The following is a 26,979-nucleotide window of genomic DNA, read 5'->3' on the forward strand; positions in this document are numbered from 1 at the left end:
GCTCATGACTTCTTGGCCTTGGTGGTGTGGGCGGCGACCCAGATCGCGATCACGATCAGCGTGCCGAGACCGAAGATCCAGCCGAACAGGCCCTCGGTCACCGGACCGAGGCTGCCCAGGGCGAGACCGCCCTGGTTGGGCTCGTCGTTCGTGTGGCGGACGAACGCCACGATCTCGCGCTTCTGCTCCTCCGGCATGGTGGTGTCGGGGAAGGACGGCATGTTCTGCGGGCCGGTCTGCATGGCCTCGTAGATGTGCTTCGCGTCCACGCCCTCGAGGGACGGGGCGTACTTGCCGTTGGTCAGCGCACCGCCCTTGCCGGCGAAGTTGTGGCACTGGGCGCAGTTGGTGCGGAACAGCTCGCCGCCCTTGGCGACCTGCTCGGCGTTGGTCACCGGGTCGTCGGAGGGCTGGTACTGCTTGCTGTCCGGCGCGACCGGGCCGGGGCCGAGCGAGGCCACGTAGGCGGCCAGCTGGTCGATCTCGGCCTGGGAGTAGATGTTCTTCTTGCGCGGGACCTGGGCGCCCGGCTGCTGGGCCGGCATGCGGCCGGTGCCGACCTGGAAGTCGACAGCCGCGGAGCCGACGCCGACCAGCGACGGACCGTCGGAGGTGCCCTGGCCGTTCAGGCCGTGGCAGGAGGAGCAGCCGACGGCGAAGAGCTTCTTGCCCTCGTCGATGGCGAGCGACTGCGCGGAGCTGTCGGCCTGCGCCTTCTCGGCGGGCGCGAAAGCGGCGTACAGCCCCCCGGTGGCCGCCAGGGCGAGAAGTAGGACGACGACCGCCGCCAGTGGGTGGCGCCGTCGTGCGGAGAGCTTTTTCACGGAATAACCCCGGTGTCAGGATCTGGTCGGCAGCAGCCTGCCCCCGACTCCCACGCGTCGACGTGACGCGGGGTCAGGGGCGGGGCGGCTGTTACTTGATCAGGTAGATGGTCGCGAACAGGCCGATCCACACGACGTCGACGAAGTGCCAGTAGTACGACACCACGATCGCCGCGGTGGCCTGCTCGTGGGTGAAGCGCCGCGCCGCGTAGGTCCGTCCGAGGACCAGCAGGAAGGCGATCAGACCACCCGTCACGTGGAGTCCGTGGAAGCCGGTGGTCAGGTAGAACACCGTGCCGTACGGGTCCGAGGACAGCGAGAGGCCGTCCTTCTTGACCAGCTCGGTGTACTCGAAGATCTGGCCGCCGATGAAGATGGCGCCCATCACGAAGGTGATCGTGAACCACGAGCGCAGCTTCTTCACGTCACCGCGCTCGGCGGCGAACACGCCGAGCTGGCAGGTGAGGGAGGAGAGCACCAGGATCGTGGTGTTGACCGAGGAGAAGGGCACGTTGAGGGCATGGGCCTTCTCGTGCCAGAACTCGGCGCCCTTGACCGAGCGGAGGGTGAAGTACATCGCGAACAGGGCCGCGAAGAACATCAGCTCCGAGCTCAGCCAGACAATGGTTCCGACGCTGACCAGGTTCGGCCTGTTGACCGCTCCGTGCGCGTGTCCGGTTTCTGTTGCTGTTGCTGTCGCCACGACGGACATTATGTCGGTCCCTTATTCCGTCTTCACGCCGGGGGGTGTCCCTCGGAGTGTCCGGTGCGTGAGGTATGCCCGCCTCGCGCACCGCCCGTTTTCTGACGGTTGTTCGGACCGGGTGAGCGTACTGGGCCGGCGGGGTGAGTCCAGGGCGCGGCGGCTTGAGCGAGATCGCGTCGGGGTCTCCGCAGGACGGGCGCGCGGGAGTAGCATCCGTCCCAGGACGTGGTCCGGGTCACACTGGGCCGTTCGGTCGGGGCCGCCCGGCGTGGGCACACATATAAGAGGACGAGCACCAGGAAGCAGGGGCCATGGCGCAGCACTCCGACGAGACGCTCACCGTTCTCGTCTACAGCGACGACCGCAACACCCGTGAGCAGGTGACCCTCGCCCTCGGCAGGCGGCCCGCCGCGGACGTGCCCGCCCTCGAGTACCTGGAGTGCGCCACCGCCCCCGCGGTGCTGCGCGCCCTGGAGAAGGGCGGCATCGACCTGTGCGTGCTGGACGGCGAGGCCGCTCCGGTCGGCGGGCTGGGCCTGACCCGGCAGTTGAAGGACGAGATCTACGGCTGCCCGCCGGTGCTGGTGGTGATCGGCCGGCCGCAGGACTCCTGGCTCGCCGCCTGGAGCCGGGCCGACGCCGCGATCTCGCACCCCGTCGACCCGGTCGCCCTCGCCGACGCCGCGACCGCGCTGCTGCGGGCCCGGCTGGCCCGGCGGGCGCCCGCCGGGCGCTGAGCCGTCCCACCACCGCGTCTCAACTGGAGAGAAGGGGACGGCAACCCCGGGCGGCCGTCCCCGCTCCCTCGATAGGCTGACGTCATTCCTCTGGGATCCCTCCGGGACGATGACGAGAGCTGGAGTCAGCCATGGTGAACGCGCACTCTGCGAACGGCGGTAGCGACCCCGCGCAGGTGGTCCGCACCTGGCCCGACCTGCTCAGCTCGCTGCTGCGGGGGAACGACCTCGGCCAGGCCGACACCGCCTGGGCGATGGACCGGATCATGAGCGGCGAGGCCAGCCCCGTCCAGGTGGCCGGCTTCCTGATCGCCATGCGCGGCAAGGGCGAGACGGTCGAGGAGATCGCCGGCCTGGTCGAGGCGATGTACGCGCACGCCCTGCCGCTGGAGATCCCCGGCCCCGCGGTCGACATCGTCGGCACCGGCGGCGACCGGGCCAAGACCGTCAACATCTCCACCATGTCCGCGGTGGTCGCGGCCGCGGCCGGGGCGAAGGTGGTCAAGCACGGCAACCGGGCCTCCTCCTCGGCCTCCGGTTCCTCGGACGTGCTCGGCCGGCTCGGCATCAACCTGGAGCTGTCCGCCGACCGGGTCGCGGCGGTGGCCGAGGAGGTCGGCCTGACCTTCTGCTTCGCCGCCAAGTTCCACCCCTCGATGCGCCACACCGCCCAGGCGCGCGCCGAGTTGGCCGTCCCGACGGTCTTCAACATCCTCGGCCCGCTCACCAACCCGGCGAAGGTCACCTCGCACGCCGTCGGCTGCTTCGACACCCGGCTGGCCGGGCTGATCGCCGGCGTGCTGGCCCGGCGCGGCGCGCAGGGCCTGGTCTTCCGGGGCGACGACGGGCTCGACGAGCTGACCGTCACCACCACCTCGCACGTCTGGGTGATCCGCGGCGGCGAGGTGACGGAGCTCGAGTTCGACCCGCGCGAGGTCGGGATCGACCTGGTCGGGATCGAGGCGCTGCGCGGCGCCGACGCCGAGTACAACGCGGAGGTCGCGCGCCGGGTGCTGAACGGCGAGCGCGGGCCGGTGCGGGACGCCGTCCTGCTCAACAGCGCGGCCGCGCTGGTCGCACTGGAGCTCGGGGACGCGCCGCTGGTCGAGCAGATCGCGGCGGCGATGGGGCGGACGGCGGCGGCGATCGACTCCGGGGCGGCGGGGGAGCTGCTGAAGCGCTGGGCGGAGGCGACGCGGGCCTGAGGGCGGGCCGGGGCGGCCGGTCCGCAGCTCCGGCGCCGACTGCCCCCGGCCGCAAGGGACTTCGGCCGGGTCGGCCCGCCGTTCCCCGGCCGCCGCCGGGGCCGGTTCCGTATCGGGATGTGGACGGGTGTTGAGACCGGGGTGGTCTCGTGTACTGTCTTCCGCAGGTCATGAGTGGCAGCGACAAGCCCCAGCTTGCTGTCCGGCAACCCTCCGTCCGTGGCGGGGTGCCCTGGGTGAGGACCGGGCCGCGCGGCGATGAGTCCGCGTGGCAAGCGCGGACTTCCGGTGGGTGCACTTCCGGGGTCCTGACCCCTGGAGGAGTGCACCCATGTCTGTCGTCACCGAGATCTGCGAGCCGCTGGCGGTGCTGGGCGGGGACGTCGAGGTCCCGCTGGCCTCCGGGGAGAAGGTCGGGTACGCGGCGCTGGACTACGCGGCGAGCGCGCCGGCCCTGCAGCGGGTGTGGGACGACGTGGCGGCGTACGCGCCGTACTACGGGTCGGTGCACCGCGGGGCCGGGTACCTGTCGCAGCTGTCCACCGACCTGTTCGAGCAGAGCCGGCGGACCGTCGCGGAGTTCCTGGACCTGCGGGACGGGGACCAGGTGGTGTTCACCCGGGCGACCACCGACTCGCTGAACCTGCTGGCGGGGGCGGTCCCGGCCGGGACCGAGGTGTTCGCGTTCGAGACCGAGCACCACGCCTCGCTGCTGCCGTGGCGGCGCGAGGGCCTGACGGTGCGCTACCTGCGGGCGCCGCGCTCGCACGCCGAGGCGGTGGCGGCGCTGGAGGAGGCGCTGCTGGGCGCGGGGCAGGGCCCGAAGCTGTTCTGCGTGACCGGCGCGTCCAACGTGACCGGCGAGCTGTGGCCGGTGAAGGAGCTGACCGCCGTCGCGCACCGGTACGGCGCCCGGGTGGTGCTGGACGCGGCCCAGCTGGCGCCCCACCACCGGGTCTCGGTGCGGGAGTCGGGCGTCGACTGGGTGGCGTTCTCCGGGCACAAGCTGTACGCGCCGTTCGGGGCCGGCGTGCTGGCGGGCCGCTCGGACTGGCTGGACGCGGCGGAGCCGTACCTGGCCGGCGGCGGGGCGAGCCGGACGGTGGCCCGGGAGCTGGACGGCTCGGTGGCGGTCGAGTGGCACACCGGCCCGGCCCGGCACGAGGCCGGTTCGCCGAACGTGATCGGCGCGTACGCGATCGCCTCGGCCTGCCGGGCGCTGGACGAGGCGGGCTTCGAGGCGCTGGAGGCCCGGGAGCGGGCGCTGGTGGCGAAGCTGACCGAGGGCCTGGCGGCGATCCCCGAGGTGCGGGTGCTCAACCTGTTCGGCGAGGGCTCCGACCGGGTCGGCGTGGTGTCCTTCGTGGTGCGCGGCTGGAACAGCTCGCACTTCTCGGCCGCGCTGTCCGCCGAGTACGGCATCGGCGTCCGGGACGGGCTGTTCTGCGCGCACCCGCTGGTGCGGACCCTGCTGGGCGGGGAGGAGTCGGCCCCCGGCCAGTGCGGGGCGCCGGAGCCGTCGCTGCCCGGCGAGCGCAGCCTGAACGCGATCCGGGTGAGCTTCGGCGCCGGGACGCCCGTCGAGCACCTGGACCGGTTCCTGGCCGCGGTCGGGGAGTTGGTCAGCGACGGCGCGCAGTGGAGCTACCGCAACGAGGGCGGCCGCTGCGTCGCGGACACCCGCCGGCAGGGCTGAGTCAGCCGTCCAGGCCGAGCGAGAACGCGGCCTCCAGGTCGTGCTGCGAGTAGGTGCGGAAGGCGATGTGGGTCTCGGTGTTCGTCACGCCCGGGACCTTGTTGAGGCGGCCGGGGATCACCTCGGCCAGGTCCTCGTGGTTGCGGACCCGGACCATGGCCACCAGGTCGTAGGTGCCGGTGACGGAGTAGACCTCGCTGACGCCCTCGATGGCGGCGATCGCCTCGGCGATCTCGGGGATCCGGTCGACGTCGGTGTTGATGAGGACGATCGCGGTGATCACTGAGCAACTCCTGTTCGAGAAGGTGCGCCCAGGGTATCGCCCGCCGGACGGGCGGCCCAGGCGAAGAGCCAGCCCGTGGCGAAGCCGATCACGTGCACCAGGTAGGCCACCCCGTCGCCGCCGGAGGTGACCGACCAGGACTGCAGGACGAACCACAGGCCGAGCACCAGCCAGGCCGGGAAGCGCAGCGGGAGGAACAGCAGGAGCGGCACCAGCGCGGTCACCCGGGCCCGCGGGTACAGCCGCAGGAACGCGCCCAGCACCCCGGCGATCGCGCCGGACGCGCCGACCAGCGCCCGCACCGCGTCGGGGGTGCCGGACTCGGCCAGCGCGTAGCCGTAGGTGGCCAGGTAGCCGATCGCCAGGTAGCCGACCAGGAAGCGGACCCGGCCCAGCCGGGCCTCCACGGCCGGACCGAAGACGTACAGGAACAGCAGGTTCCCGATCAGGTGCAGCCAGCCCGCGTGGACGAACAGCGCGGTCAGCACCGACAGTTCGGGGCTCTTGCCGGGGGTGGCCGGCAGCACGCAGCCGGGCGCCGCCGGGGGGAGCGCCGACAGCTGGGCGGCCGTCAGGGGGCGGCCGCCCAGCAGCTCGGCCGGGACGGCGCCCCAGCGGTGCTCGTAGCGCTGCTCGGCGCAGGCCCGGGCGTCGCCGCTGCCGTACAGCGGGTTGGGACCGGACGGGCCGAGCAGCATGACCAGGGCGGCCAGCGCGATCAGCAGGTACGTGGCGACCGGGGTGCGGGCGGCCCGCTCGGCCGCCGGCGAACCGGCCCGGGCGGGGGCGGAGAGCACCATACCGGTCAGCATTCCTCGGGGGCGCACCCGCGACACCGGGCGCTGGGCCGGCCGGGTGAGCGTCCGGGCTGTGGACCGGTGATCCGTCCGTCCGGCCGCAGGCAATAGGCTGGAGGCCCGGAACCGGGACCAGCCGAGAGGGACCACTGATGAGCATTGCCGCGCCGACCGCCGAGACCCGCTGGCGCTGCACCCTGTGCGGCAACCTGACCCGCTTCGACGTCACCCGTTCGTCCCGGGTGACCGACTTCCTGCACTTCGACCTCTCCGGCGAGTCGAAGGTCGAGGAGACCCAGGTGCTGTCCGAGACCATCGAGTCGGTGCGCTGCCGCTGGTGCAACGCCGTCGACCAGGTCGAGCTGGTGGCCCGTCCCGGTGCCGAGGAGCCCGCCGAGGGCGACGCCCAGCAGGGCTGACGCAGTTCCCACCGCCCCGCGTTCCCGTCCGCCCCGGACGGGGGCGCGGGGCGGACTCGTCGGCGGGGTGCTGTCGGTGCGGCACGGTAGACGGGACAATTGAGCAGCAGCGGCGGACAGCAACGCCCGCCCGGCACCCGCCGGGAGGGCCCGCCCGGACCAGGATCGGAGCCGAGGACAGTGGCGGAGGCAGCGAACGCGCCCGCGGGCACGGACGGGACCGCGCCCGGCCCGGCCCCGGAGCCGCACGACGGCGCGGAGACGGCCGGGCGCCCCCTGCCCGAGGGCGTGCGCCGGCGGGTGGTCGGCATCGCCTCCGACGCGCTCGGCGGCATCGCGGCGGGCGAACTGCCCGCCTCGCTGCGCCCGTACGCCAAGTTCACCCCGGCCCGGCGGGCCAAGTACGCGGCGACCGCGCTGGCCGCCGCGCTGGAGTCGGACCCGGCGTTCCGGGTCCGGATAGCCGAACGGCTGCGGCTCGGCCAGCCCGACCTGGTGCAGGCGCTGGAGACCGGCACCGTCCCGGCCGCCGCCGACCCGATGGACGTCGCGGCCGCCGCCTACCTGGTCCGCCCGGCCGGCTGGGCCCGGCTGGTCGAGGAGGCCGGCGAGGAGGCCGAGCGGGCCGACGCCGAGGGCGCCGCCGCCGAGGCCGCCCGGCTGGCCGGGAAGCTCCAGGAGGAGCTGGCCGAGGCCCGGGCCGCCGCCCGCGGCGAGCTGGAGCGGCACCGGGTCGAGGCGGAGGGGGTGCGCAAGGAGGCGGAGTCGCTGCGCAAGAAGGTCCGCTCGCTGGAGGCGGACACCCGCCGGGCGCAGGCCGAGAGCCGTCGGCTGGCCGGGGAGCTGGAGGCGGCCAGGGCCGCCGCGGCGGCCGAGCGCAGCGCCGCCGAGAGCGAGGCCCGGCGGCTGCGGCACCGGATCGCCGAGCTGGAGGCCGCGGTGGAGAGCGGGCGGCGCACCGCCCGGGAGGGCCGCAGCGTCGAGGACATGCGGCTGCGGCTGCTGCTGGACAGCGTGCTGCAGTCGGCGCAGGGCCTGCAGCGCGAGCTGGCGCTGCCGGTGACCGCGCTGCGCCCGGCCGACCTGGTGGAGGCGGTCGAGCCCGGTTCGGCCTCGCCGCACGACGTGGCCCGGCGCGGCCTGGCCGAGGACGACCCGGCGCTGCTGGACCAGCTGCTGGCGATCCCGCAGGTGCACCTGGTGGTGGACGGCTACAACGTGACCAAGACCGGGTACCCGCAACTGCCCCTGGAGCAGCAGCGGTTGAGGCTGCTGGGCGGGCTGGCGATGCTGGCCCAGCGCACCCAGGCCGAGGTGACCTGCGTGTTCGACGGCCAGGACCTGGACGTGCCGGTGATCATGGCGCCGCCGCGCGGGGTGCGGGTGCGGTTCAGCCGGACCGGGGAGACCGCGGACGAGCTGATCCGGCGGCTGGTGCGGGCCGAGCCGCAGGGCCGTCCGGTGGTGGTGGTCTCCGCCGACAAGGAGGTGGCCGACGGGGTCCGCAAGGCGGGGGCGCGGCCGGTGGCCTCGGTGCTGCTGCTGAACCGGCTGGCCCGCAGCTGAGGGGCGGTCAGCGGGCCTGCGGGCGGCCGGGGTGTGACGGTCCGGTGAAGGGGGGCGGGGAGGTGGAACCGGAAGCCCCCGGGAGTGGACGCGGGGGCTGGGACTTCACTAGGGTCTGGCGTCAAACCTATATTCCGGACCATCACTCGTCGGGGTGAGTCCAGCAGGAAGAAGGAGCTCACCCTTGGCCTCCCACCGCCGTCCCAAGCAGCCGAGCCGTGCGCGGATCTCCGTGTTCACCGCCGCCGCCGCGACCGCGGTCGCCCTGACGGCCCAGGCCAGTGCGCACGCCGCGCCGGCCCAGCCGAACAAGGACGAGGTCAAGGCGCAGGTCGACAAGCTGCTCGAGGAGCAGGAGCAGTCGGCCGAGAAGTACAACGGCGCCAAGGAGCGGGCCGACCAGCTGCGCAAGCAGGCCGACGACCTGCAGGACCAGGTGGCCCGCGGCCAGGAGCAGCTGACCGAGCTGGCCTCCGGGCTGGCGGCGGTGGCCGGCGACCAGTACCGGCAGGGCGGCGTCGACCCGTCGATGCAGCTGATGCTCTCCTCGGACCCGGACCACTACCTCACCCAGGCCACCTCCTTCGGGCAGGCGGCCAGCACCCAGGCCGAGACGCTCAAGTCCCTCAAGGACCAGCAGCGCCGCCTGGACCAGCAGAAGCAGGAGGCCGCCCAGGTCCTGCACGAGCTGGACAGCCAGACCCAGGCGCTCAACGACGCCAAGAACGACGTGCAGAGCAAGCTCGCCGAGGCGCAGAAGCTGCTCTCCAAGCTGAACGCCGCGGACCGCGCCGCGATCCTCCAGGGCTCCGGCGGCACCGCCTCGCGCAGCGCGGACCGGATCGACCCGAAGAGCCTGCCGCCGGCCAGCGGCTACGCCGCGACCGCGGTGGCGGCCGCGCTCAGCAAGCAGGGTTCGGCGTACGTGTGGGGCGCCACCGGCTCCAGCACCTTCGACTGCTCCGGCCTGATGGTGTGGGCGTACAAGCAGGCCGGCGTCTCGCTGCCGCGCACCTCGCAGTCGCAGGGCAGCTACGGCACCAGCGTGGGCACCGACTGGCACAACGCGCAGCCCGGCGACCTGGTCGTCTACTACGGCGACCGGCACCACGTCGGCATGTACATCGGCAACGGCCTGGTGGTGCACGCGCCGCGCACCGGTGACGTGGTGAAGACGATGAAGGTCGACACCCTGCCGATCTCCACCATCCGCCGGGTCTGAGCGGGGCGGGCCTGACGGCCCAACGAATCGGACAAACGCCCCACCGGGCAACAATTGACGCGTCGTGACACGCCCGGGCGGCTCGCAATCACCCTGTGATTCGAGACACGCCCGGGTGTGGTGTTTCCCGGGTGAATGGCGGGAAACGCTGTGCTCGGGGTAAGGAATCGATCACGTTCGGTCAGATTTACCGGGGTGTTTGATTCAGAATCAGATTTTTTTCCGACAAGGATTTGAACGGATCACGGATCGGTTACTAGGGTCGTGCCTCGACCACCGCAGTGTCGATCGCCCAAGGGGGGCGGCGGCGGAGGTCGCCGCCGAGTCCGTGACGCAGCGGGCAGACCGTCAACACCGGGTCTGCCGACGGGGATACCCCTGTGGGGGTGCTGTCGAACGGAGCCGGGGAACCACGTTCCCCCGGGGTGAATCGGCGCCCGGTCGACCGCCGCGCGCGGTCGGTGAAGCGCCGTAGGGCATCTCTTCCGGCCCGAACCCGTCAGCTCACCCGGTAGGCGGTGTGAGGAAGAAGGAGTCCGCCTTCGTGGCGTCCCATCGCCGTCCCAAGCCCGTCGGCCGTGCCCGGGTCTCGATTCTCACTGCCACCGCCGCCGCTGCCGTGGCGCTGTCCGCCCAGAGCGGTGCGCACGCCGACCCCGCGCCGACCAAGGACCAGGTCAAGGCCCAGGTCGACGAGCTCAACGAGCAGGCCGAGGTCAAGACCGAGGCGCTGAACGCCTCGGTCGAGAAGCAGCAGGCGCTGCAGCAGCAGGTCGGCCAGCTCCAGGACCAGCTCGCCTGCCAGCAGGAGCACGTCACCACCGCCCGCGAGGCGCTGGCCGGCATCGCCGCCGAGCAGTACCGCACCGGCAGCATGCCGCAGACCATGCAGCTGATGCTCTCCAGCAGCCCGGACACCTTCCTCGGCCAGGCCGGCGCGCTGAACGCGGTCGGCTCCACCCAGGCCGACCTGCTGAAGACCTTCAAGGACGAGCAGGCGCAGCTCGACGCGCAGCGCAAGGAGGCCGAGTCCAAGCTCGCCGAACTGGACACCACCACCAAGGCCCTCAAGGCCGACAAGGAGGACGTCCAGGCGAAGCTGGCCAAGGCCCAGGACCTGCTCAACACGCTGACCCAGCAGGAGCGCGAGCAGCTCGCCGCCGCCGAGGCCAAGGCCGCCGACGACGCCCGGGCGAAGGCCGACGCCGCCCAGCAGTCGCAGCGGGCCTCCCGCGACACCGCCCGGGTCGAGCTGAACGCCCCGGCGTCCTCCAGCTTCTCGGGCAACGCGGTCGGCGCGGCCGTCTCCAAGCTCGGCAGCTGGTACTCGTACGGCGCGGCCGGCCCGAGCACCTTCGACTGCTCCGGGCTGATGCAGTGGGCCTACAAGCAGGCCGGCGTGTCGATCCCGCGGACCTCGCAGGCGCAGGCCGGGGCCGGTACCAGCCTGGGCACCGACATCTCCAAGGCCCGCCCGGGCGACCTGATCATCTACTACGGCGACCAGCACCACGTCGGGATGTACGTCGGCAACGGGCAGATCATCCACGCCCCGCACACCGGCGCGCAGGTCCGCTACGAGTCGGCGACGGTCATGCCGATCAACCGGATCGTCCGGATCTGACGCTCCGTCGGAGCCGTCGGCCCGGTACCCCGCACGGGGTGCCGGGCCGTTTCCGTTCGGGTGTCCGATTCATGGTCAAATATTCGGTGCTGTCAGGGTTTGGACTGGATCGATCCGACTCGCTAACCTCTGCCCCCGGGCCCCCGCGAGGACGGCCGTCCGACCGCGGACGGCGGCGGAGGCCGGTCGCAGAACGGAGCCGTCGCGCGTGTCCGTGCCCCGCCGCACCCCACTGCCCGGCGTCCAGCGCCTCGCCCGGGCCCTGGCGCTCACCGCCGCCGCCACCAGCGCGCTCGGCCTGACCGTCGGCGGTGCGCACGCCGAGCCCGCGCCGACCAAGGACCAGGTCAAGGCGCAGGTCGACCAGCTCTACGAGGAGGCCGAGCGGGCCTCCGAGCAGTACAACGCCGCGCTGGAGCAGCAGCGCCGGCTGCAGGCCGAGGCCGGCACCCTGCAGGACCAGGTCGCCGCCGGGCAGGACGAGCTGAACCGGCTGCGCGGCGACCTGGGCGCCGTCGCCGCCGCCCAGTACCGGGCCCAGGGCATCGACCCCGCGGTCCGGCTGATGCTGGACCAGGACCCGGCCGGCTACCTCACCGGCGCCCGCTCGCTCGAACAGGCCACCGCCCGGCAGGGCGACCGGCTGCGCGACGTGGCCGAGCGGGCGCGCCGGCTCGACGAGCGGCGGCACGAGGCCGGCGCCAAGCTCACCGAGCTGGAGCAGGCCCGGCAGCGGCTGGCCGCCGCCAAGGACGACGTCCGCGAACGGCTGGCCAGGGCCCAGCGGCTGCTGAACGGCCTCGCCCCCGCCGACCGGGCCGGGATCGCGGCCGACGACGCCCGGGCCGCCCGGCGGCGCGCCACCCGCGGCACCGACCGGATCGACCTCGGCGACCAGCCGCCCTCCTCCGACCGGGCCGCCGCCGCGCTGGCCGCCGCCATCTCGAAGATCGGCTCCCCGTACGTCTACGGATCGACCGGCCCCGGCACCTTCGACTGCTCCGGTCTGATGTACTGGTCATGGCGGCAGGCCGGAGTGACCCTGCCGCGGACCTCGCAGGAACAGGCCTCGGCCGGCCGGCGGGTGAGCCTCGCCGAAGCCCGGCCCGGAGACCTGGTGATCTTCTTCAACGACAGGCACCACGTCGGCATGTACGCCGGTGGGGGCGTCGTCGTGCACGCGCCCCACCCCGGCGCCCGGGTCCGCTACGAGAGCGTCAGCGCGATGCCGGTCAGCTCGGTGGTACGGATCTGAGCCTCGTCGACGAACCCCTGGTCACCGACCTGACGACGGCCGGCGGGCCGCCGCGGGCCGGTGCTCCGCTGTCCCGGCGGGCCGCCCTGCTGCTGGCCGCCGCCGGGGCCACCCAGCTGTCGCTGCCCCTGCTGCGGCCCGGCCGCCCGGCCCCCGCCGCGCCCGCCGAGGCGCCCCCCGGGCTGCGGGAGACCGCCGTCCGGCTGCTCGGGCAGCGGGCCCGGGCGGTGGCCGGGCGGGACACCGCCGCGCTGCTGGCGGTCTCCGCGGACGGCTCCGAGGAGGCCGACCGGGACCTGCTGGCCCGGACCGCCGGGCTGCGCTTCGCCGAGTACACGCTGCGGCTGACCTCCTTCGCCGAGCCGCCGGCCGACGCGGCCCGGGTGCGGGTCGGCGCCGAGCTGGGCTACCGGCTGGCCGGGGTGGACGACTACCCGGCGCTGCTGGAGCGGCAGGTCGAGCTGGTCCGGGAGGCGGACGGCTGGCGGGTGGCCCGGGAGACGGCGACCGGCGCGGCCGCGCCCTGGGACCTGGGCACCGTCCGGGCCGCGGACGGCCGGCACAGCCTGGTGCTCGGCCTCGGCGAGGGGGCGGAACTGGCCGCGCTGGCCGAGCTGGCCGACCGCGCGGTGCCCGCCGTGGAGGCGGTCTGGGGGCCGTTCGCGGGCCGGCTGCTGCTCGAACTGCCCCTCACCGAGCAGCAGTTCGCCCGCCGGATGGACGTCTCCGCGGACGCCTACCAGGGCATAGCCGCGGTCACCCTGGCGGTCGGCGGCGCCCCCGTGCACACCCCCGCCGACCGGATCGTGGTCAACCCCGACGCCTACCGGCAGCTCAGCGAGCTCGGCCGCCGGGTGGTGGTCACCCACGAGGCCACCCACGTCGCCACCCGGGCCGACACCAAGTCCTGGACGCCGCTGTGGCTCTCCGAGGGCGTCGCCGACTACACCGGCTACCGGGACACCGGGCGCACCGTCCGGCAGATCGCCCCCGAGCTGGCCAAGGACGTCCAGGCCGGCCGGATGCCCGCCGCGCTGCCCGCCGACGAGGCGTTCGCGGCCGGGGCGGCCGGCATCGCCCAGGCCTACGAGCTGGCCTGGCTGGCCTGCGACCTGATCGCCCGCCGGTACGGGCAGGACCGGCTGGTGGCGTTCTACCGCACCGTCGGGTCCTTCGGCGAGGGCGGTCTTGAGCGCGCCATGAAGGCCCAACTCGGCATCGGGGTCGCGGAGTTCACCAAGGACTGGACGGCCGAGGTGGCCCGGCTCCGGAGCTGAGCGCCGCCCGCGCGCTCAGGCGTCCAGCGCCCGCTCCAGGCCGGCCGCGTCCAGGAACGCGGTGTGGGTGCCCGCGACGGTGCAGGTGTACGCGCCGGCCACCGCGCCGGCCCGCATGCACTCCTCCACCGGGCGGCCCGCCAGCCGCCGGTGCAGGAAGCCGGAGACGAAGGCGTCGCCCGCGCCGTTGCTGTCCACGACCGGGGCGCCCGGGTCGACGGTCGGGAAGTGCCGGGGCGCGGCGTCCCCGCGGGTGAGCAGGAAGGCGCCGTCCGCGCCCGCGGTGGCCACCACCAGCTCGGCCCGACCCCGGGCCAGCACCGCGCGCATCGCCGCCTCCGGGCGGCCGCCGAGGCCCGCCGCGGAGAGGAACACCAGGTCCGAGCGGAGGGCGTAGTGCAGGTGGTGCTCGTTGACGCCGTCCCAGGCGTGCAGGTCGGTGGAGCTGCTGCGGCCCAGGCGCTCGATGTCCGGGTACATGTCCCGGTTGACGCCTGTGATCGACAGGTGGACGTGCGCCGAGCGCTCCAGCAGCGGCAGCCAGAACTCGCGCGGCAGCCGGGCGTCCGCCGGGTGCCGGCCGTCGTAGAAGGAGAACCGCAGGCCGTCCCGGTCGACCAGGTTGACGCTGCGCGGGGTGCCGGCCGGGGCGGGCAGGTGGCTGAAGTCCAGGCCGCGGCGGGCGTACTCGGCCAGCACCAGGGCGCCCTGCGGGTCGTCGCCGAGGAAGTCGGCGAACTTGGTGCGCAGGCCGAGCGCCAGGCAGGCCAGGGCCACGCCGTTGCCGGTGTGCGCGGGGTAGTCCAGCACCGGGAGCACGCCCACCGAGTCGCGGCCCGGGGGGACCTCCAGCCGGTCCACCCGCACGATGGTGTCCACGCCGACGCCGCCGACGATCAGGATGTCGTAGTCGATCATCCGGCGATGGTGGCAGCCCGGAAGCCACCCCTGCAAGAGTTTTCAGAAACTTGCAAGGATGCTTCGGGGGAGCCGGAGGGCCTCCGGAGGGCGGAGCCCGAGGTCAGGGGCGGTCGGCCGGGGCCAGGTCGTCCAGCAGGTCCTGCTCGTAGGCGATGCCCGGCCGCACCGGGTACTGCGGGGTGGCCTGCCCGGCCGGCAGCACCACCGTGGTCAGCGCCTCCCGGGGCCGGGTCGAGCGCCACAGCCGGTACGCCGACAGCACCGTGCACACCACCAGCAGCAGGTTGCGGGCGGTCAGCACCAGCACGCCGCTCAGCTGGCTGTGGTTCACCGCGCCGAACATCACCGGGAACTCCAGCGTGGTCAGCGCCGCCGCCACCAGCACCGGCACCGCCACCGGCCGCTGGCTGCTGCCGCGCACCGTCAGGCAGACCGCGACCAGGCCGACCACCCAGATCAGGTACTGCGGGGAGATCACCCGGCTGGTCGTGACGAAGATCAGCAGCGCGCACAGCGCCGCGTCGAAGGTGGTCGCCGTCGTCCAGCGGGCCGCCCGCAGCCGCCACACCAGCAGCCAGCCGAAGCCCAGCACCGACAGCCCGACCATCACCTTGGAGATCACCGGCACCCACGGCCCGAGGAACTCCGTCGAGCCGTAGTTCATCGTCACGGTGCCGTGCCACGACCCCGCCAGCCGGGCGAAGTGCAGCGGCAGCGCGCCCACCGACTCGATCTCGATGCCGCGCTCCGACTGGAACTTCAGGAACTCGAACGCCCCGTTCATGCCCGCCGTCAGCAGGAAGCCCAGCGCGGCCGCGAACGCCACCGCCGAGGTCCACGCCCGCCTGGTCCGCCGGCCGCGCGGCGAACCGATCAGCGCCAGCAGCGGCCACACCTTCAGCAGCCCGCCCAGGCCCAGCAGCACCCCGCTCAGGGCCGGCCGCCGCAGCATCACCAGCAGGCCCGCGACCGCCAGCGCCGTCACGATGATGTCGTACCGGCAGTACGCCGTCGGCCCCAGCAGCGGCACGCCCGCCACCCAGTACCAGCCGCCCAGGTAGCTGCGGCCCCGGCGGACGCCCGCGCGCATCAGCAGCGCCATCGCGGCCGCGTCCACCACCCCGCAGATCACGAAGAACGACACCAGGTACGACCAGGGCAGCAGCCCCGGCAGCAGGATCACCAGCGCCGCGCCCGGCGGGTACTGCCAGGTCACGTCGTCCAGCGGGAAGGTCCCGGTGCGCAGCACCTCGTACCAGCTGTGGTAGATCACCGAGATGTCGGAGCTGACGTCGCCGATCCGCAGCACGTTGAGCGCCATCAGGACGATCAGCGCCCGGGTCGCCACCCAGCCGGCGGCCAGTGCCCACAGCGGACGGCGGCTCGGCGCGGCACCGGCCGGGGACGACGGCGCCGACGGCTCCGCGCCACCGGACCTCTCGGCCTGGGCTGACTCCACTGCGCTCCTTCAGGTCGTCGCGTGCACGCCGGAACACCGGCCGGACGGGGCCCTCACCGGAAGGACCGCCGCCGGGCCCGAACGGTTGCGGCGGCGCCACCGGCGTCACCGAACCGTGTCCGAACCGCCCGGGGCGGCGGGGCGGCCGGCGCTCCGGCCGGGCCCGGGCCGCGTTCCCGGCGAACGGGCACGGTGACCTATCGTACGGACCACTCACAGGTAGTCCGAGCACCCCCCGACCGAGCGAGCCGCGGCAATGCACAAGACCCTCATCGTCACCAACGACTTCCCGCCCAGGCCCGGCGGCATCCAGGCGTTCGTCCACAACATGGCCGTCCGGCAGCCCGCCGGGTCCGTCGTGGTGTACGCCTCCACCTGGAAGGACGGCCGGGAGGTCGCCGAGTTCGACGCCCAGCAGCCCTTCCGGGTGATCCGCGACCGGACCAGGATGATGGTCCCCACCCCCCGGGTCACCCGCCGGGCCGCGGAGATCCTCCGCGCCGAGGGCTGCACCTCGGTCTGGTTCGGCGCCGCCGCCCCGCTCGGGCTGATGGCCCCCGCGCTGCGCCGGGCCGGTGCGGCACGGCTGCTCGGCATGACCCACGGCCACGAGGCCGCCTGGGCCCAACTGCCGGTCTCCGCACAGCTGCTGCGCCGGATCGGGGCCGGCACCGACGTGCTCACCTACCTCGGCGAGTACACCCGCTCCCGGATCGCCCGCGCGGTCGGCCCGGACGCCGCCGCGCGGATGGTCCAACTGCCGCCCGGCGTCGACGAGTCCACCTTCCGGCCGGACTCCGGGGGCGACGCCGTCCGGGCCCGGCTCGGGCTCAGCGAGCGGCCGGTGGTGGTGTGCGTGTCGCGGCTGGTGCCGCGCAAGGGGCAGGACACCCTGATCCGGGCCCTCCCGCGGGTGCTGGCCGCCCAGCCCGACGCGGTGCTGCTGATCGTCGGCGGCGGGCCGTACCGGGCGGAGCTGGAGAAGCTCGTCGACACGGTGGGCGTCCGCTCCTCGGTGGTCTTCACCGGCGCCGTCCCCTGGGAGGAGCTCCCCGCGCACTACGGGGCCGGCGACGTCTTCGCCATGCCCTGCCGCACCCGGCGCGGCGGGCTGGACGTCGAGGGCCTCGGCATCGTCTACCTGGAGGCCTCCGCGACCGGACTGCCGGTGGTCGCCGGGGACTCGGGCGGGGCGCCGGACGCCGTCCGCGAGGGCGAGACCGGGTACGTGGTGCCGGGCGTGGGCGGCGAGGAGCTGCTGGCGCAGCGGCTGGTGCGGTTGCTCGGCGACGAGGGTCTGCGACGCGAGATGGGCGAGGCCGGGCGCAAGTGGGTGCACGAGGCCTGGCGCTGGGACATGCTCGCGGAGCGGCTGACGGGGTTGCTGTCGCCGGAGCGGTAGGGGGCCGCGGGATGCGGGGCCGGGGGCGCTGGGAACTGCGCGCGGCGGAGTCGCACGTCGGTGCGGTCGCGGGATAGTGCAACACACTGTCCTGCGGGGCGATCCGGCTGTGCGTGCTTGCTTGGCCGCGCAGTTCCCCGCGCCCCTGCTTTCGCTGGGGTGCGCCTGCTCCTAGCGGGTGTAGAGGCCCTCGATCTCGGTGGCGAAGTCCTTGAGGACGACGTTGCGCTTGAGCTTGAGGGAGGGGGTGAGGTGGCCGCCGGCCTCGGTGAAGGTGGTGGTGAGGAGGTGGAACTTCTTGACGGCCTCGGCGTGCGAGACGGCCTGGTTGCCGTCGTCGACGGCGGCCTGGACGGCGGCGAGCAGGTCGGGGTCGTCGCGGAGCTGTTCGACGGTGGCGTCGGCGGGCTTGTTGTTGAGGGCCTTCCAGTGGGGGAAGAACTCGTCGTCGACGGTGACCAGGCAGGCGATGAAGGGCTTGCGGTCGCCGACCACCATGACCTCGCCGACGATCGCGTGGGCGCGGATGCGGTCCTCGATCACGGCGGGGGCGACGTTCTTGCCGCCGGCGGTGACGATGATCTCCTTCTTGCGGCCGGTGATGGTGAGGTAGCCCTCGTCGTCGAGGGAGCCGAGGTCGCCGGTGGCGAACCAGCCGTCCTGCAGGGCGTCGGCGGTGGCGGCGGGGTTGTTCCAGTAGCCGGTGAAGATCTGCGGGCCCTTGAGCAGGACCTCGCCGTCCCCGGCGATCCGGATCGCCGAGCCGGGCAGCGGCTGGCCGACGGTGCCGATCTTGGGCTTGTCGTTCGGGTTGAAGGCGGTGGCGGCGCAGGACTCGGTGAGGCCGTAGCCCTCCAGGACGGAGAAGCCGATGCCGCGGTAGAAGTGGCCGAGCCGCTCGCCGAGCGGGGCGCCGCCGGAGATGGCGGTCCTGCAGCGGCCGCCGAGGGCGGCCCGGAGCTTGCTGTAGACCAGCTTGTCGAAGACGGCGTGGCGGATCCGCAGGCCGAGCGAGGGGCCGCCGGCGTCGAGGGCGCGGCTGTAGGCGACGGCGGTGTCGGCGGCGCGGTCGAAGATCCTGCCCTTGCCGTCGGACTGGGCCTTGGCGCGGGCGGTGTTGTAGACCTTCTCGAACACTCTGGGGACGCCGAGGATCAGGGTCGGCCGGAAGGAGCCGAGTTCCGCGGTGACGTTCTTGATGTCGGAGACGTGGCCGAGCTTGACCGGGGCGATGACGGCGGCGATCTCGGCGATCCGGCCGAGCACGTGGGCCAGCGGCAGGAAGAGCAGGACGGAGGACTCGCCGGTGCGGAACAGCTCGGGCATCCGGGCGGTGACGTTGCCCAGTTCGGCGAGGAAGTTGCCGTGGGTGAGCTGACAGCCCTTGGGGCGGCCGGTGGTGCCGGAGGTGTAGACGATGGTGGCGATCGAGTCCGGCCGGGCCAGCCGCCGGCGTTCGGCGACGACCGCGTCGTCGACGCCGGCGCCGGCCCGGGTCAGTTCGGCGATGCCGCCCTGCTCGATCTGCCAGGTGTGCTCGAGCTCCGGCAGTTCGCCGCGGACCCGCTCGACCACAGCGGCGTGCTGGTCGGTCTCGGTGACGACGGCGAGCGCGCCGGAGTCGCCGAGGATCCACTGCACCTGCTCGGCGGAGGAGGTCTCGTACACCGGGACGGTGATCGCGCCGGCGGTCCAGATCGCGAAGTCGAGCAGCGTCCACTCGTAGCGGGTGCGGGACATCACGGCGACCCGGTCGCCGGGGCCGACGCCGGTGGCGATCAGGCCCTTGGCGACGGCGTGCACCTCGGTGAGGAACTGTGCGGCGGTGACGTCCTGCCACTGCCCGGCGGACTTGCGGCTGAGCACAGCGACGCCCGGGTGGCGCTCCGCGTTCTGGTGGACCAGGTCGGCGAGGTTGCCGTCGCTCGGGACCTGGTAGCGGGCCGGAAGGCTGAACTCGTCGAGCAAGACTGCTCCTCGTCTGCGACGCTGCGGGACGACTGGACGTTACTGCCGGGTAGGCGGGTTCGGCCAGGGGGGTCGGCCCCGGTGTTCCGATCGTCACACCGCAGGTCGGAAGTGCGGCGGGCCGATTCGAACCCTACGACAGCGCGGAGGTGACCCGCCGGTAGGTGCCCGCGCGGGAAGCGCGCGGTCCCGCCCGCGATAGCCTCTGCTGGGCGTACAGCAGCACAGGGAGATCGCGGAGGCCGCAATGGCGGAGCACACCAGGTCGAGCATTGTCATCGACGCCACCCCGGCCGAGGTCATGGCGGTGATCGCCGACTTCGCCGCCTACCCGGAGTGGACCGGCGAGGTGAAGGAGATCGACGTCCTGGAGACCGGCCCCGACGGCCGCGCCGCCAAGGTCCGGCTGCTGCTGGACGCCGGGGCGATCCGCGACGAGCACACCCTCGCCTACACCTGGGACGGCGACCGGGTGGTCAGCTGGACGCTGGTCAGCAGCCAGATGCTGCGCTCCCTGGACGGCTCCTACGCGCTCGCCCCCGCCGGGAAGGGCACCGAGGTCACCTACCAGCTGGCCGTGGACGTCAAGATCCCGATGCTCGGCATGATCAAGCGCAAGGCCGAGAAGGTCATCATCGACCGGGCGCTGGCCGGCCTGAAGAAGCGCGTCGAGGGCTGACCCGGCTCGTGGCCACCCGCACCGTACTGGTCAGCGGCCCGGAGTCCGGCCGGATCGCCGCCGCCACCGCCCTGCACCACGCCCGGCAGGGCAGCGACACCCTGCTGCTGGCCGCCGACGACCCGCACCGCGCCGTCGACGACCTGCTCGGCGTCCGGCTCGGACCCGGACCCGTCGACCTGGAGCGGCACCTGGCCGCCGTCCGGCTCGACGAGCAGGCCGCCTTCCGGGCCGCCCTCGACGGCTACCGCGACCGGCTCGCCCCCGCGCTCGACCTGATCGGCGCCCAGCCGCTGGACCCCGACGAACTCGCCCCGCTGCCCGGCACCCGCGCCCTCGCCCTGCTGCGGGCGCTGCCCCGGGCCAAGGCCGAGGTGCTGGTGGTCGCCGCCCCGCCGCCCGCCGAACTGATCGCCACCCTGGCGCTGCCCGCCCAGCTGGAGCGCTACCTGGCCCGGCTGCTGCCCGAGCAGCGGCAGGCCGCCCGGGCGCTGCGCCCGCTGCTGGCGGGCCTGGCCGGCGTCCCGATGCCCACCGACAAGCTGTTCGAGGCCCGGGCCGCCGCGTCCGCCGCGCTCGCCGAGGCGGCCGCCGCCATCACCGCCCCCGGCACCACCGTCCGCCTGGTGCTGGACGCCGCCCGCCCGGCGCCGCGCGCGCTGGCCCGGATCCGGGCCGGGCTGGCGCTGCACGGCCTCCCGCTGGACGCGGTGGTCGCGCACGGCGCGCTGCCCGCCGCCGCGACCGGCTCCGCCGACCCCTGGCTGGCCGCCGCGGCCGCCCGGCAGGACGAGCAGCTGGCCGCCGTCGCCGAGCAGGTCGGCGGGGCGCCGGTGCTGGTCGCCCGGCAGCCCGACGGCGACCTGGAGACGCTCGCCGAGCGGCTCTACGCGGCCGGCGCGCCCCGGCCGCCCGCCCCCGCCGAGCCCCGGGTCGAGGACCGGCTGGCCGAGGAGAACCGGCTGGTCTGGCACCTGCCGCTGCCCGGCGCCGACCGGGGCGAGCTGGAACTGCTGCGCCGCGGCGACGAGTTGGTGCTCGGCGTCGGAGGTTACCGGCGGGTCCTGGCACTCCCGTCCGGCCTGCGCCGTTGCACGGTCAGCGGGGCCGGACTGGCGGACGGGGTGCTGTCGGTGCGGTTCACGCCCGATCCCGCGCTGTGGCCGCGCGGGTAGACCGAGGCCGGGGAAGAACGCAGCAGGAGAGAGAGGGAGTGGCGCGGTGAGCACGGAACAGCAGGACGCGGAGCGGCAGGAGCGGGAACGGCCGTCCGGGGCGGGGGAGTTCGCGCCGCTGGTGGAGGAGGTGCGGAGGTTCGCCACCGCACTGGGCGGCAAGGCCGTGGAGTTCGGCGGCCGGCTGCGCGAGTCGAACCCCGAGGTGTACGGCCACCTCGCCGCCGCGGGCGGTGAGCTGCTGGCCGCCTACCGGGCCGCGGTGGCCGGCCACGAGCGGAGCTGGTCCGCGCCCCAACACGCCGGGACCGAGCGGGTGGACCTGGACGGGGCCGACGGGCCCTCCGACAAGTAGTTAAGGCAGTGGAATATCGCCGTCACGCTACGACGAAAACTCATTACCGAACGGTACCGTTGGTATGACTTCTGAAGGCACCATGACCAGTGGGCCGGGAATTGCCTTCGAATAATGTACGCCTGGCTGTATACGTGGGTACCCCTCAGCGGGTACGGTTCCGCTGAGCGGGAACGAGTGAATAGCTGAGGGACACATGGCTCTGACCATCGGCGTGGACGTCGGCGGTACCAAGATCGCAGCAGGCGTGGTCGACGAGTCCGGCGAGATTCTGGCCAAGACCCGGGTGCCGACCCCGGCCGACCCCCAGTGGGCGGTCGACGCCATCGCCCAGGGCGTACGGGAGTTGAAGGAGCAGTTCCCCGACGTCGCGGCGGTCGGCGTCGGTGCGCCCGGGTTCGTCAACCGGGACCGCTCCACCGTTCTGATGGCGCCGAACATCGCCTGGGAGAACGAGCCCCTCAAGCAGCGGGTCGAGGAGCTCACCGGCCTGGAGACCGTCGTCGAGAACGACGCCAACTGCGCCGCCTGGGCCGAGTTCCGGTTCGGCGCCGCCGCCGAGTACGAGGACATGGTCCTGATCACCGTCGGCACCGGCATCGGTGGCGGCATCGTCCTCGACGGCCGGCTGCACCGCGGCCGGTTCGGCGTGGCCGGCGAGATCGGCCACCTCAACATGGTCCCCGACGGCCTGGAGTGCGGCTGCGGCGGCCACGGCTGCTGGGAGCAGTACGGCTCCGGCCGCGCCCTGCGCCGCTACGGCCGCGAGCGCGCCGCCGCCGACCCGATCGCCGGCAAGCGGATGCTCGACCTCAACGACGGCGTCGCCGAGACCATCCGCGGCATCCACATCACCGAGGCCGCCGAGGAGGGCGACCCGCTGGCGCTGTCCTGCTACGCGGAGCTCGCCGACTGGCTCGGCCGCGGCATGGCCGACCTCGCCGCGCTGTTCGACCCGGCCGTCTTCGTCCTCGGCGGCGGCGTCTCCGACTCCGGCAACCTGCTGCTCGACCCGGTCGCGGCGAGCTTCGAGAAGTACCTGACCGGCGGCCCGGCCCGGCCCCGCGCCCACGTGGTGCTGGCGTCGATGGGCTCGGCGTCCGGCATCGCGGGCGCGGCGGACCTGGCCCGGATCTGACGACGGGCGCCCGACCGGGGCGCGGGGAGCGGCGCGCGGCCGGGCGGTGACGCCCGCCGCGCGCCGCTCCCCGCGCCCCGGTCGCGTGCTGCGGCACGGCCTCCCGGCCGCTGCACGCCTCCTCAACCAACCGTCGCCCCATCCCTGTTACTGTCGGTCAGGTGACGGACACTGAGGTTGCGTTGGCGTCGTCCGGGGCGGAGCCGGACGGGGCGCGCCGGGTGCGGGTGCTGAGTTACAACGTGCGGTCGCTGCGGGACGACCGGGCCGCGGTGGCCCGGGTGATCCGGGCCTGCGAACCGGACGTGGTGTGCGTGCAGGAGTCGCCCCGGTACTGGAAGACCGAGAAGGCGGCGGCCTGGCTGGCGCACAAGACCGGCCTGGTGATCCTGGCCGGCGGCGGGCGGGTGGCGGCCGGGCCGCTGCTGCTGGGCAACCTGCGGGTGGACCTGCTGGAGCTGCGGGACGTGCTGCTGCCCAAGACCCGGGGGCTGCACGCGCGCGGGTTCGCCAGTGCGCTGCTGCGGATCGGCGGGAGCCGGCCGTTCTCGGTGACCAGCTGCCACCTGAGCCTCGAACCCGCCGAGCGGCTGCGGCAGTTCGGCCTGCTGCGGGACCAACTGCGGCCGGGCGAACCGGGCGTGATCGCCGGAGACTTCAACGAGCCGCCGGAGGGCCCGGGTTGGCGCGGCCTCGCGGCAGAACTGACCGACGCGCACGCCGCGGCGCCCTGGGGCGGGACGTACACCTCGGTGCCCGCGCAGCCCTACCAGCGGATCGACGGGGTGTTCGCCACGCCGGACGTCGAGGTGCTGGGCTGCGGGGTGCCGTACCCGCTGCCGGGCGTCACGGCGGCGGACCTGCGGGCGGCCACCGACCACCTGCCGGTGCTGGCCGCGCTGCGCGTCCCGGCCCCGGAGCCGCAGGCCTAGGTGTTCTGTCCTGTGAGGTTGGGGACGCGGCTGGCGGGTGGTTGGCCTGCGAGTGCGGTGTGTCCGCGGTGGTGATTGTAGGTGTGGAGCCAGGCGGGGTAGGCGTCTCGGCGTTCCTGTTCGGTGCGGTAGGGCTTGGCGTAGGCCCATTCGTCGAGCAGGGTGCGGTTGAAGCGTTCGACTTTGCCGTTGCTCTGCGGCCGGTAGGGGCGGGTGCGTTTGTGCGTGATCCCGCCGGACGCGAGGGCATCGCGCCAGAGGTGGGACTTGTAGCAGGAGCCGTTGTCGGTCATGACCCGCTTCACGGTGATCCCGGCCCGGGCGAAGAAGTCGTTCGCCCGGGCCCAGAACGCGGCTGCGGTCTCCTTGCGCTCGTCCGTGAGGATCTCGCTGTAGGCCAGGCGGGAGTGGTCGTCGACGGCGTTGTGCAGGTAGCTGTAGCCGACTCCGGAGCGGTTCTTGCGGCCTGCGGGGCGACCCAGTGCCCTGTGGCCGCCGCCGTCGGGGATGTTGCCGGGCTTCTTGACGTCGACGTGGACCAACTCGCCCGGCGCGCAATGCTCGTAGCGTCGTATCGGCCGGCCGGTGGCACGGTCGAGGTGCGAGAGGCGGGCGAGTCGGTAGCGGGTCAGGACCCGGTGCACGGTGGCCGGGTTCAGGTGGAGCAGGTAGCCGATGCGGGCCGGGCCCCAGCGGCGCAGGACGCGGACCTTGATGATCCGCCGCTCGGTGCGGGTCGGGGTCCGGTTCGGGCTGTGGTGCGGTCGGCTGGAGCGGTCGCTCATGCCGGCCTCGCCGAGCTCCCGGTAGCGGTCCGCCCACCGCTTGGCCGTGGTCGGTGAGACCTGGAAGCGCTCGGCGGCCCGCCGCAGCGGCCAGCCGTCCTCGACCACGCAGCGGGCCAGGCGCAGCCGTCCGGTCTCGGTCAGCGGTGCGTTACGGTGTGGCATGAGGGCCTTTCTGGTCGCCGGTGCAGATGTCGCAATCCACACCAGGCCAGAAGGCCCTCACTCATTTCAAGATCACCACACCGTGAACCCCGTCACCAACCTCCATGGTCAGAACACCTAGGGCCCGTCTTCAAACCCCCGTCGCAACCCTGCCGCGTCTGGTGCGTGCTCTCGGCGTGCCGGGTGGAAGGCCTCGTTGGATGTACTTGGCCTTTCGCCCGGTGCGGCGAGAGGGCGTGCCAGGCGTCGCGGGGCAGGCGGGGGTTTGAAGACGGGCCCTAGTAGTGCTTTGTTAGGTCGGGGCTGGGGTTGGTGTGGCGGCGGGGCGGTGGCATGTCGGGCATGGTCCGTTCCAGGTGGCCAGGAGCTGTTGGAGTGCTCTGACGGTCTGGTAGAGGGTCATGCCCGAGCAGGGACTTTTGGGCGGCTCCGGGTCAGTGTCACGAAGAGGTGGGCCGCGGTGACGAGCGTGACGTGCCGGTGCCAGCCCACCCAGGAACGGCCCTCGAAGTGGTCCAGGCCGAGGGCGGTCTTGAGCTCGCGGTAGTCGTGCTCGATCCGCCAGCGGATCTTGGCGAGCCGCACGAGTTCCTCGAGAGGGGTGTCCTCGGGCAGGTTCGAGACCCAGTAGTGGGACGGCTCCGACACCTCCGGCGGCCACTGGGCAAGAAGCCAGCACGGCGGCAGGGTGCCGTCCTCCTCGATCCGTGGACGACGTCCGGCCAGACGCACGCGCAGCACGACGAAGGTCGAGGTCAGGTGGTCGCGGGAGCCACGCCGCCAGGTCACCGTCCGGGCTGCTTCCCGACCTGCGGCCCGGACGTGCTCGGCCAGCGGAACGGGACGGGTGCGGTAGCGGGGCTTGGGCCGTGGGCCGAGTCCGCCGTAGGGCGGTCGGTGGGTGACGGCGTCGATGGGGTGGGCGGTCGTCAGACCTTTGACCTGCACGATCCACCGCAGCCCGCGCTCGTCGAGGGCCGCGCGGAAGTGCGCGTTGTCGCCGTAGCCGGCGTCGGCGACCACGACCGGAGGGAGGAGCTTCCACGTTGCGAGCTCGTCGAGCATCTCCAGGGCCAGTTGCCACTTCGGTCGGTGGCCCTCGGTGGGCGGGATTCCGCAGCGGGCCCGGCGGCGTTCGGCGAAGGCCGCCCCGGCCGGGTCTGCGGCCTTCGCCGGATCCCAGGACTCGGGCAGGAACAGTCTCCAGTTCAGCGGGCAGGACGCGCTGTCGGTGACCGCGTGAACGCTCACCCCCACCTGGCAGTTGCCGACCTTGCCCAAAGGGCCCGAGTACTGGCGGGCCACGCCCGGCGAACCGGCGCCGTCCTTCGGGAAGCCGGTGTCGTCCACGACCCACGCATCCGCTCCCAGGACGCGTGTCGCACGGTCGGCGAGCCTGGACCTGATCTGCTCCACCGGCCACGTCGAGGAGGAGATGAACTGCTGCAGGCGCTGGTGGTCGATGCCGAGCCGCTCGGCCATCGGCTGCATCGACTTGCGCCGGCCGTCCAGCAGCAGGCCACGGAGGTAGCTGACGCCCTTGTCCTGCTGGTCCGAGCGTCGCAGCGGAGCGAACACCTCCGCCGCGAACGCCTGCAACTCATCACGTAACGAACCCAGTTCATCCGGAGTCATACCTCCAGAGAACCCCCGAAACACACCCGGGACCAGAGCCCACGCACCACCTAACAAAGCACTACTAGGGCCCGGAGGCGGGCGGTCGTCAACCTCCGGGCGGGCGGCGGGCGTTCAGACGACGGCGCCGCCGTTCGGGTCCTCCGGCTCGTCCTCGTCGCGGTCCTTCATCCGGGCCACCAGGGTGCCGAAGCCGCCCAGGAAGGACAGGATGCCGACCCAGGCGGGCCAGCCGGAGACCTCGCGCCACACCACCGCGTCGAACAGCAGCAGCGCGGGGCCGCCCAGGACGGCCAGCCAGGCGAACTTGGCGGTGGTGTCGGCGGCGGGCAGCGGCGGGGGCTCCGGCGGGACGAAGTGGCCCTCGTCCGGGTCCTCGGCGGGGGTGAAGTCGCGCGGTCCGTCGCCCGGGCGGGGCACCGGGCGCGGGGTGAAGTCGCCCAGGCCACCGCTGCCGGCGGCAGGTGCGGTCGGCCGGGGACGCTCGCCGCGCTCGTGCTGGGCGCGCAGGTTCTCCACCTCGGGCCAGGCCGGGTCGGTGAGGTCGACCGGGTCGTCGAACTGGGCGACCAGCGCGGCGAAGATGGCGTCCTGTTCGGCCTGGCTGCCCGCGGCGGGGCGGCGCGGCGCCGGAGCGGGCGCGCCCCCGTCGGCCCCGGCGGCCGGGGCGGGGGAGTCGGGGGCCGCCGTGGGCTCGTCGCGGGGCAGGTCCTCGTCGTCGTTCGCCTTGCTGGTCTCGTTCACATTCGGCCTT

25 protein-coding genes and 2 riboswitches are annotated in these 26,979 nt (G+C 73.6%); of the genes, 15 read left to right on the forward strand and 10 right to left on the reverse strand.

Going from position 1 to position 26,979, the window contains the following annotated elements; genetic code table 11:
- Positions 1-2: 2 nt before the first annotated feature.
- Entirely contained in the window at positions 3-824 is an 822-nt protein-coding gene (qcrC, locus tag EDD39_RS15030) for a cytochrome bc1 complex diheme cytochrome c subunit (RefSeq protein WP_030909017.1), read from the reverse strand.
- Positions 825-915: 91 nt separating this feature from the next.
- Positions 916-1,536, reverse strand: a complete 621-nt coding sequence (gene ctaE, locus EDD39_RS15035) for an aa3-type cytochrome oxidase subunit III (protein WP_030460978.1) — start codon at positions 1,534-1,536, stop codon at positions 916-918.
- A 305-nt stretch (positions 1,537-1,841) separates the two neighbouring features.
- On the opposite strand from ctaE, the gene EDD39_RS15040 reads away from it, so the two are divergent.
- The 3 genes from EDD39_RS15040 (at position 1,842) to EDD39_RS15050 (ending at position 5,168) form a co-directional block, all read left to right on the forward strand.
- Entirely contained in the window at positions 1,842-2,267 is a 426-nt protein-coding gene (locus EDD39_RS15040) for a DNA-binding transcriptional response regulator (protein WP_030460979.1), read from the forward strand.
- 131 nt (positions 2,268-2,398) lie between these two features.
- Positions 2,399-3,472, forward strand: a complete 1,074-nt coding sequence (gene trpD, locus EDD39_RS15045) for an anthranilate phosphoribosyltransferase (protein ID WP_123556368.1) — start codon at positions 2,399-2,401, stop codon at positions 3,470-3,472.
- Between the two features lie 166 nt (positions 3,473-3,638).
- Positions 3,639-3,756, forward strand: a riboswitch (SAM riboswitch).
- A 47-nt stretch (positions 3,757-3,803) separates the two neighbouring features.
- Entirely contained in the window at positions 3,804-5,168 is a 1,365-nt protein-coding gene (locus EDD39_RS15050; RefSeq protein ID WP_123556370.1) for an aminotransferase class V-fold PLP-dependent enzyme, read from the forward strand.
- A 1-nt stretch (position 5,169) separates the two neighbouring features.
- Here EDD39_RS15050 and EDD39_RS15055 read toward each other — a convergent pair whose 3' ends face one another.
- Both EDD39_RS15055 and EDD39_RS15060 read right to left on the reverse strand, forming a co-directional pair.
- The gene (locus EDD39_RS15055; protein ID WP_030460982.1) at positions 5,170-5,451 is read right to left on the reverse strand and encodes an Lrp/AsnC ligand binding domain-containing protein; all 282 of its coding nucleotides are present in this window, start codon (positions 5,449-5,451) and stop codon (positions 5,170-5,172) included.
- Complete coding sequence (locus tag EDD39_RS15060) at positions 5,448-6,251, reverse strand: rhomboid family intramembrane serine protease (RefSeq protein ID WP_244256733.1); 804 nt, start codon at positions 6,249-6,251, stop codon at positions 5,448-5,450. Before EDD39_RS15060 ends, EDD39_RS15055 begins: the two co-directional genes overlap by 4 nt.
- A gap of 149 nt (positions 6,252-6,400) precedes the next feature.
- Between EDD39_RS15060 and EDD39_RS15065 the strand changes: the two genes are divergently transcribed.
- The 6 genes from EDD39_RS15065 (at position 6,401) to EDD39_RS15090 (ending at position 13,611) form a co-directional block, all read left to right on the forward strand.
- The gene (locus EDD39_RS15065; protein ID WP_123556374.1) at positions 6,401-6,667 is read left to right on the forward strand and encodes a hypothetical protein; all 267 of its coding nucleotides are present in this window, start codon (positions 6,401-6,403) and stop codon (positions 6,665-6,667) included.
- A 180-nt stretch (positions 6,668-6,847) separates the two neighbouring features.
- Positions 6,848-8,233 (forward strand): NYN domain-containing protein, encoded by a 1,386-nt coding sequence (locus EDD39_RS15070; protein WP_123556377.1) that lies wholly within the window; start codon positions 6,848-6,850, stop codon positions 8,231-8,233.
- Positions 8,234-8,417: 184 nt separating this feature from the next.
- Entirely contained in the window at positions 8,418-9,455 is a 1,038-nt protein-coding gene (locus EDD39_RS15075; protein ID WP_123556379.1) for a C40 family peptidase, read from the forward strand.
- Between the two features lie 377 nt (positions 9,456-9,832).
- A riboswitch (cyclic di-AMP (ydaO/yuaA leader) is annotated at positions 9,833-9,989 on the forward strand.
- Between the two features lie 10 nt (positions 9,990-9,999).
- On the forward strand, positions 10,000-11,079 hold the full coding sequence (locus EDD39_RS15080) for a C40 family peptidase (protein WP_123556381.1): 1,080 nt from the start codon (positions 10,000-10,002) through the stop codon (positions 11,077-11,079).
- Between the two features lie 208 nt (positions 11,080-11,287).
- On the forward strand, positions 11,288-12,334 hold the full coding sequence (locus EDD39_RS15085; protein ID WP_123556383.1) for a C40 family peptidase: 1,047 nt from the start codon (positions 11,288-11,290) through the stop codon (positions 12,332-12,334).
- 227 nt (positions 12,335-12,561) lie between these two features.
- Positions 12,562-13,611, forward strand: coding sequence for a gluzincin family metallopeptidase (locus EDD39_RS15090; protein WP_123556385.1), 1,050 nt, complete (start codon positions 12,562-12,564; stop codon positions 13,609-13,611).
- Positions 13,612-13,626: 15 nt separating this feature from the next.
- Here the strand turns inward: EDD39_RS15090 and EDD39_RS15095 are convergent, their stop codons facing one another.
- Both EDD39_RS15095 and EDD39_RS15100 read right to left on the reverse strand, forming a co-directional pair.
- Positions 13,627-14,529: a carbohydrate kinase family protein gene (locus tag EDD39_RS15095; protein WP_123556387.1), complete on the reverse strand. Its 903-nt coding sequence runs from the start codon at positions 14,527-14,529 to the stop codon at positions 13,627-13,629.
- A gap of 103 nt (positions 14,530-14,632) precedes the next feature.
- Positions 14,633-15,991 carry a glycosyltransferase family 87 protein gene (locus EDD39_RS15100; RefSeq protein ID WP_123556389.1) on the reverse strand — a complete coding sequence of 453 codons (1,359 nt, stop codon included), beginning with the start codon at positions 15,989-15,991 and terminating at the stop codon, positions 14,633-14,635.
- A 256-nt stretch (positions 15,992-16,247) separates the two neighbouring features.
- Here EDD39_RS15100 and EDD39_RS15105 point away from each other — a divergent pair, with 256 nt between their 5' ends.
- Positions 16,248-17,393 (forward strand): glycosyltransferase family 4 protein, encoded by a 1,146-nt coding sequence (locus tag EDD39_RS15105; RefSeq protein ID WP_123556391.1) that lies wholly within the window; start codon positions 16,248-16,250, stop codon positions 17,391-17,393.
- A 171-nt stretch (positions 17,394-17,564) separates the two neighbouring features.
- On the opposite strand, the gene EDD39_RS15110 is transcribed toward EDD39_RS15105, so the two are convergent.
- Positions 17,565-19,361 carry an AMP-dependent synthetase/ligase gene (locus EDD39_RS15110; protein ID WP_123556393.1) on the reverse strand — a complete coding sequence of 599 codons (1,797 nt, stop codon included), beginning with the start codon at positions 19,359-19,361 and terminating at the stop codon, positions 17,565-17,567.
- 247 nt (positions 19,362-19,608) lie between these two features.
- Here EDD39_RS15110 and EDD39_RS15115 point away from each other — a divergent pair, with 247 nt between their 5' ends.
- The 5 genes from EDD39_RS15115 to EDD39_RS15135 all read left to right on the forward strand — a co-directional run bounded on the left by EDD39_RS15115 (position 19,609) and on the right by EDD39_RS15135 (position 23,640).
- Positions 19,609-20,040, forward strand: a complete 432-nt coding sequence (locus tag EDD39_RS15115; RefSeq protein WP_030460994.1) for an SRPBCC family protein — start codon at positions 19,609-19,611, stop codon at positions 20,038-20,040.
- A gap of 8 nt (positions 20,041-20,048) precedes the next feature.
- Positions 20,049-21,215 carry an ArsA family ATPase gene (locus tag EDD39_RS15120; protein WP_123556396.1) on the forward strand — a complete coding sequence of 389 codons (1,167 nt, stop codon included), beginning with the start codon at positions 20,049-20,051 and terminating at the stop codon, positions 21,213-21,215.
- Positions 21,216-21,261: 46 nt separating this feature from the next.
- The gene (locus EDD39_RS42690; RefSeq protein ID WP_030460996.1) at positions 21,262-21,570 is read left to right on the forward strand and encodes a DUF5304 family protein; all 309 of its coding nucleotides are present in this window, start codon (positions 21,262-21,264) and stop codon (positions 21,568-21,570) included.
- A 196-nt stretch (positions 21,571-21,766) separates the two neighbouring features.
- Complete coding sequence (locus EDD39_RS15130; protein ID WP_030460997.1) at positions 21,767-22,708, forward strand: ROK family glucokinase; 942 nt, start codon at positions 21,767-21,769, stop codon at positions 22,706-22,708.
- Between the two features lie 161 nt (positions 22,709-22,869).
- A complete protein-coding gene (locus tag EDD39_RS15135) occupies positions 22,870-23,640 on the forward strand; it encodes an endonuclease/exonuclease/phosphatase family protein (protein ID WP_123556398.1) in 771 nt (256 codons plus the stop codon).
- Here EDD39_RS15135 and EDD39_RS15140 read toward each other — a convergent pair.
- From EDD39_RS15140 to EDD39_RS15150, 3 genes are all read right to left on the reverse strand, one after another.
- On the reverse strand, positions 23,637-24,590 hold the full coding sequence (locus tag EDD39_RS15140; protein WP_123556400.1) for an IS481 family transposase: 954 nt from the start codon (positions 24,588-24,590) through the stop codon (positions 23,637-23,639). The two genes, EDD39_RS15135 and EDD39_RS15140, sit on opposite strands and share 4 nt — an antisense overlap.
- Positions 24,591-24,989: 399 nt before the next feature.
- Positions 24,990-26,225, reverse strand: a complete 1,236-nt coding sequence (locus tag EDD39_RS15145; RefSeq protein ID WP_123556402.1) for an IS701 family transposase — start codon at positions 26,223-26,225, stop codon at positions 24,990-24,992.
- A 114-nt stretch (positions 26,226-26,339) separates the two neighbouring features.
- On the reverse strand, positions 26,340-26,969 hold the full coding sequence (locus EDD39_RS15150; RefSeq protein ID WP_244256734.1) for a hypothetical protein: 630 nt from the start codon (positions 26,967-26,969) through the stop codon (positions 26,340-26,342).
- Between the last annotated feature and the right edge of the window lie 10 nt (positions 26,970-26,979).

It is taken from the genome of Kitasatospora cineracea (assembly GCF_003751605.1).
Classification (GTDB): domain Bacteria; phylum Actinomycetota; class Actinomycetes; order Streptomycetales; family Streptomycetaceae; genus Kitasatospora; species Kitasatospora cineracea.

Coding starts and splice junctions, on each gene's coding strand:
- ctaE (WP_030460978.1), bottom strand. CDS start 1,536: ATGTCCGTCGTGGCGACAGCAACAGCAACAGAAACCGGACACGCGCAC.
- EDD39_RS15040 (WP_030460979.1), top strand. CDS start 1,842: ATGGCGCAGCACTCCGACGAGACGCTCACCGTTCTCGTCTACAGCGAC.
- trpD (WP_123556368.1), top strand. CDS start 2,399: ATGGTGAACGCGCACTCTGCGAACGGCGGTAGCGACCCCGCGCAGGTG.
- EDD39_RS15050 (WP_123556370.1), top strand. CDS start 3,804: ATGTCTGTCGTCACCGAGATCTGCGAGCCGCTGGCGGTGCTGGGCGGG.
- EDD39_RS15060 (WP_244256733.1), bottom strand. CDS start 6,251: ATGGTGCTCTCCGCCCCCGCCCGGGCCGGTTCGCCGGCGGCCGAGCGG.
- EDD39_RS15065 (WP_123556374.1), top strand. CDS start 6,401: ATGAGCATTGCCGCGCCGACCGCCGAGACCCGCTGGCGCTGCACCCTG.
- EDD39_RS15095 (WP_123556387.1), bottom strand. CDS start 14,529: ATGATCGACTACGACATCCTGATCGTCGGCGGCGTCGGCGTGGACACC.
- EDD39_RS15105 (WP_123556391.1), top strand. CDS start 16,248: ATGCACAAGACCCTCATCGTCACCAACGACTTCCCGCCCAGGCCCGGC.
- EDD39_RS15115 (WP_030460994.1), top strand. CDS start 19,609: ATGGCGGAGCACACCAGGTCGAGCATTGTCATCGACGCCACCCCGGCC.
- EDD39_RS15130 (WP_030460997.1), top strand. CDS start 21,767: ATGGCTCTGACCATCGGCGTGGACGTCGGCGGTACCAAGATCGCAGCA.
- EDD39_RS15140 (WP_123556400.1), bottom strand. CDS start 24,590: ATGCCACACCGTAACGCACCGCTGACCGAGACCGGACGGCTGCGCCTG.
- EDD39_RS15145 (WP_123556402.1), bottom strand. CDS start 26,225: ATGACTCCGGATGAACTGGGTTCGTTACGTGATGAGTTGCAGGCGTTC.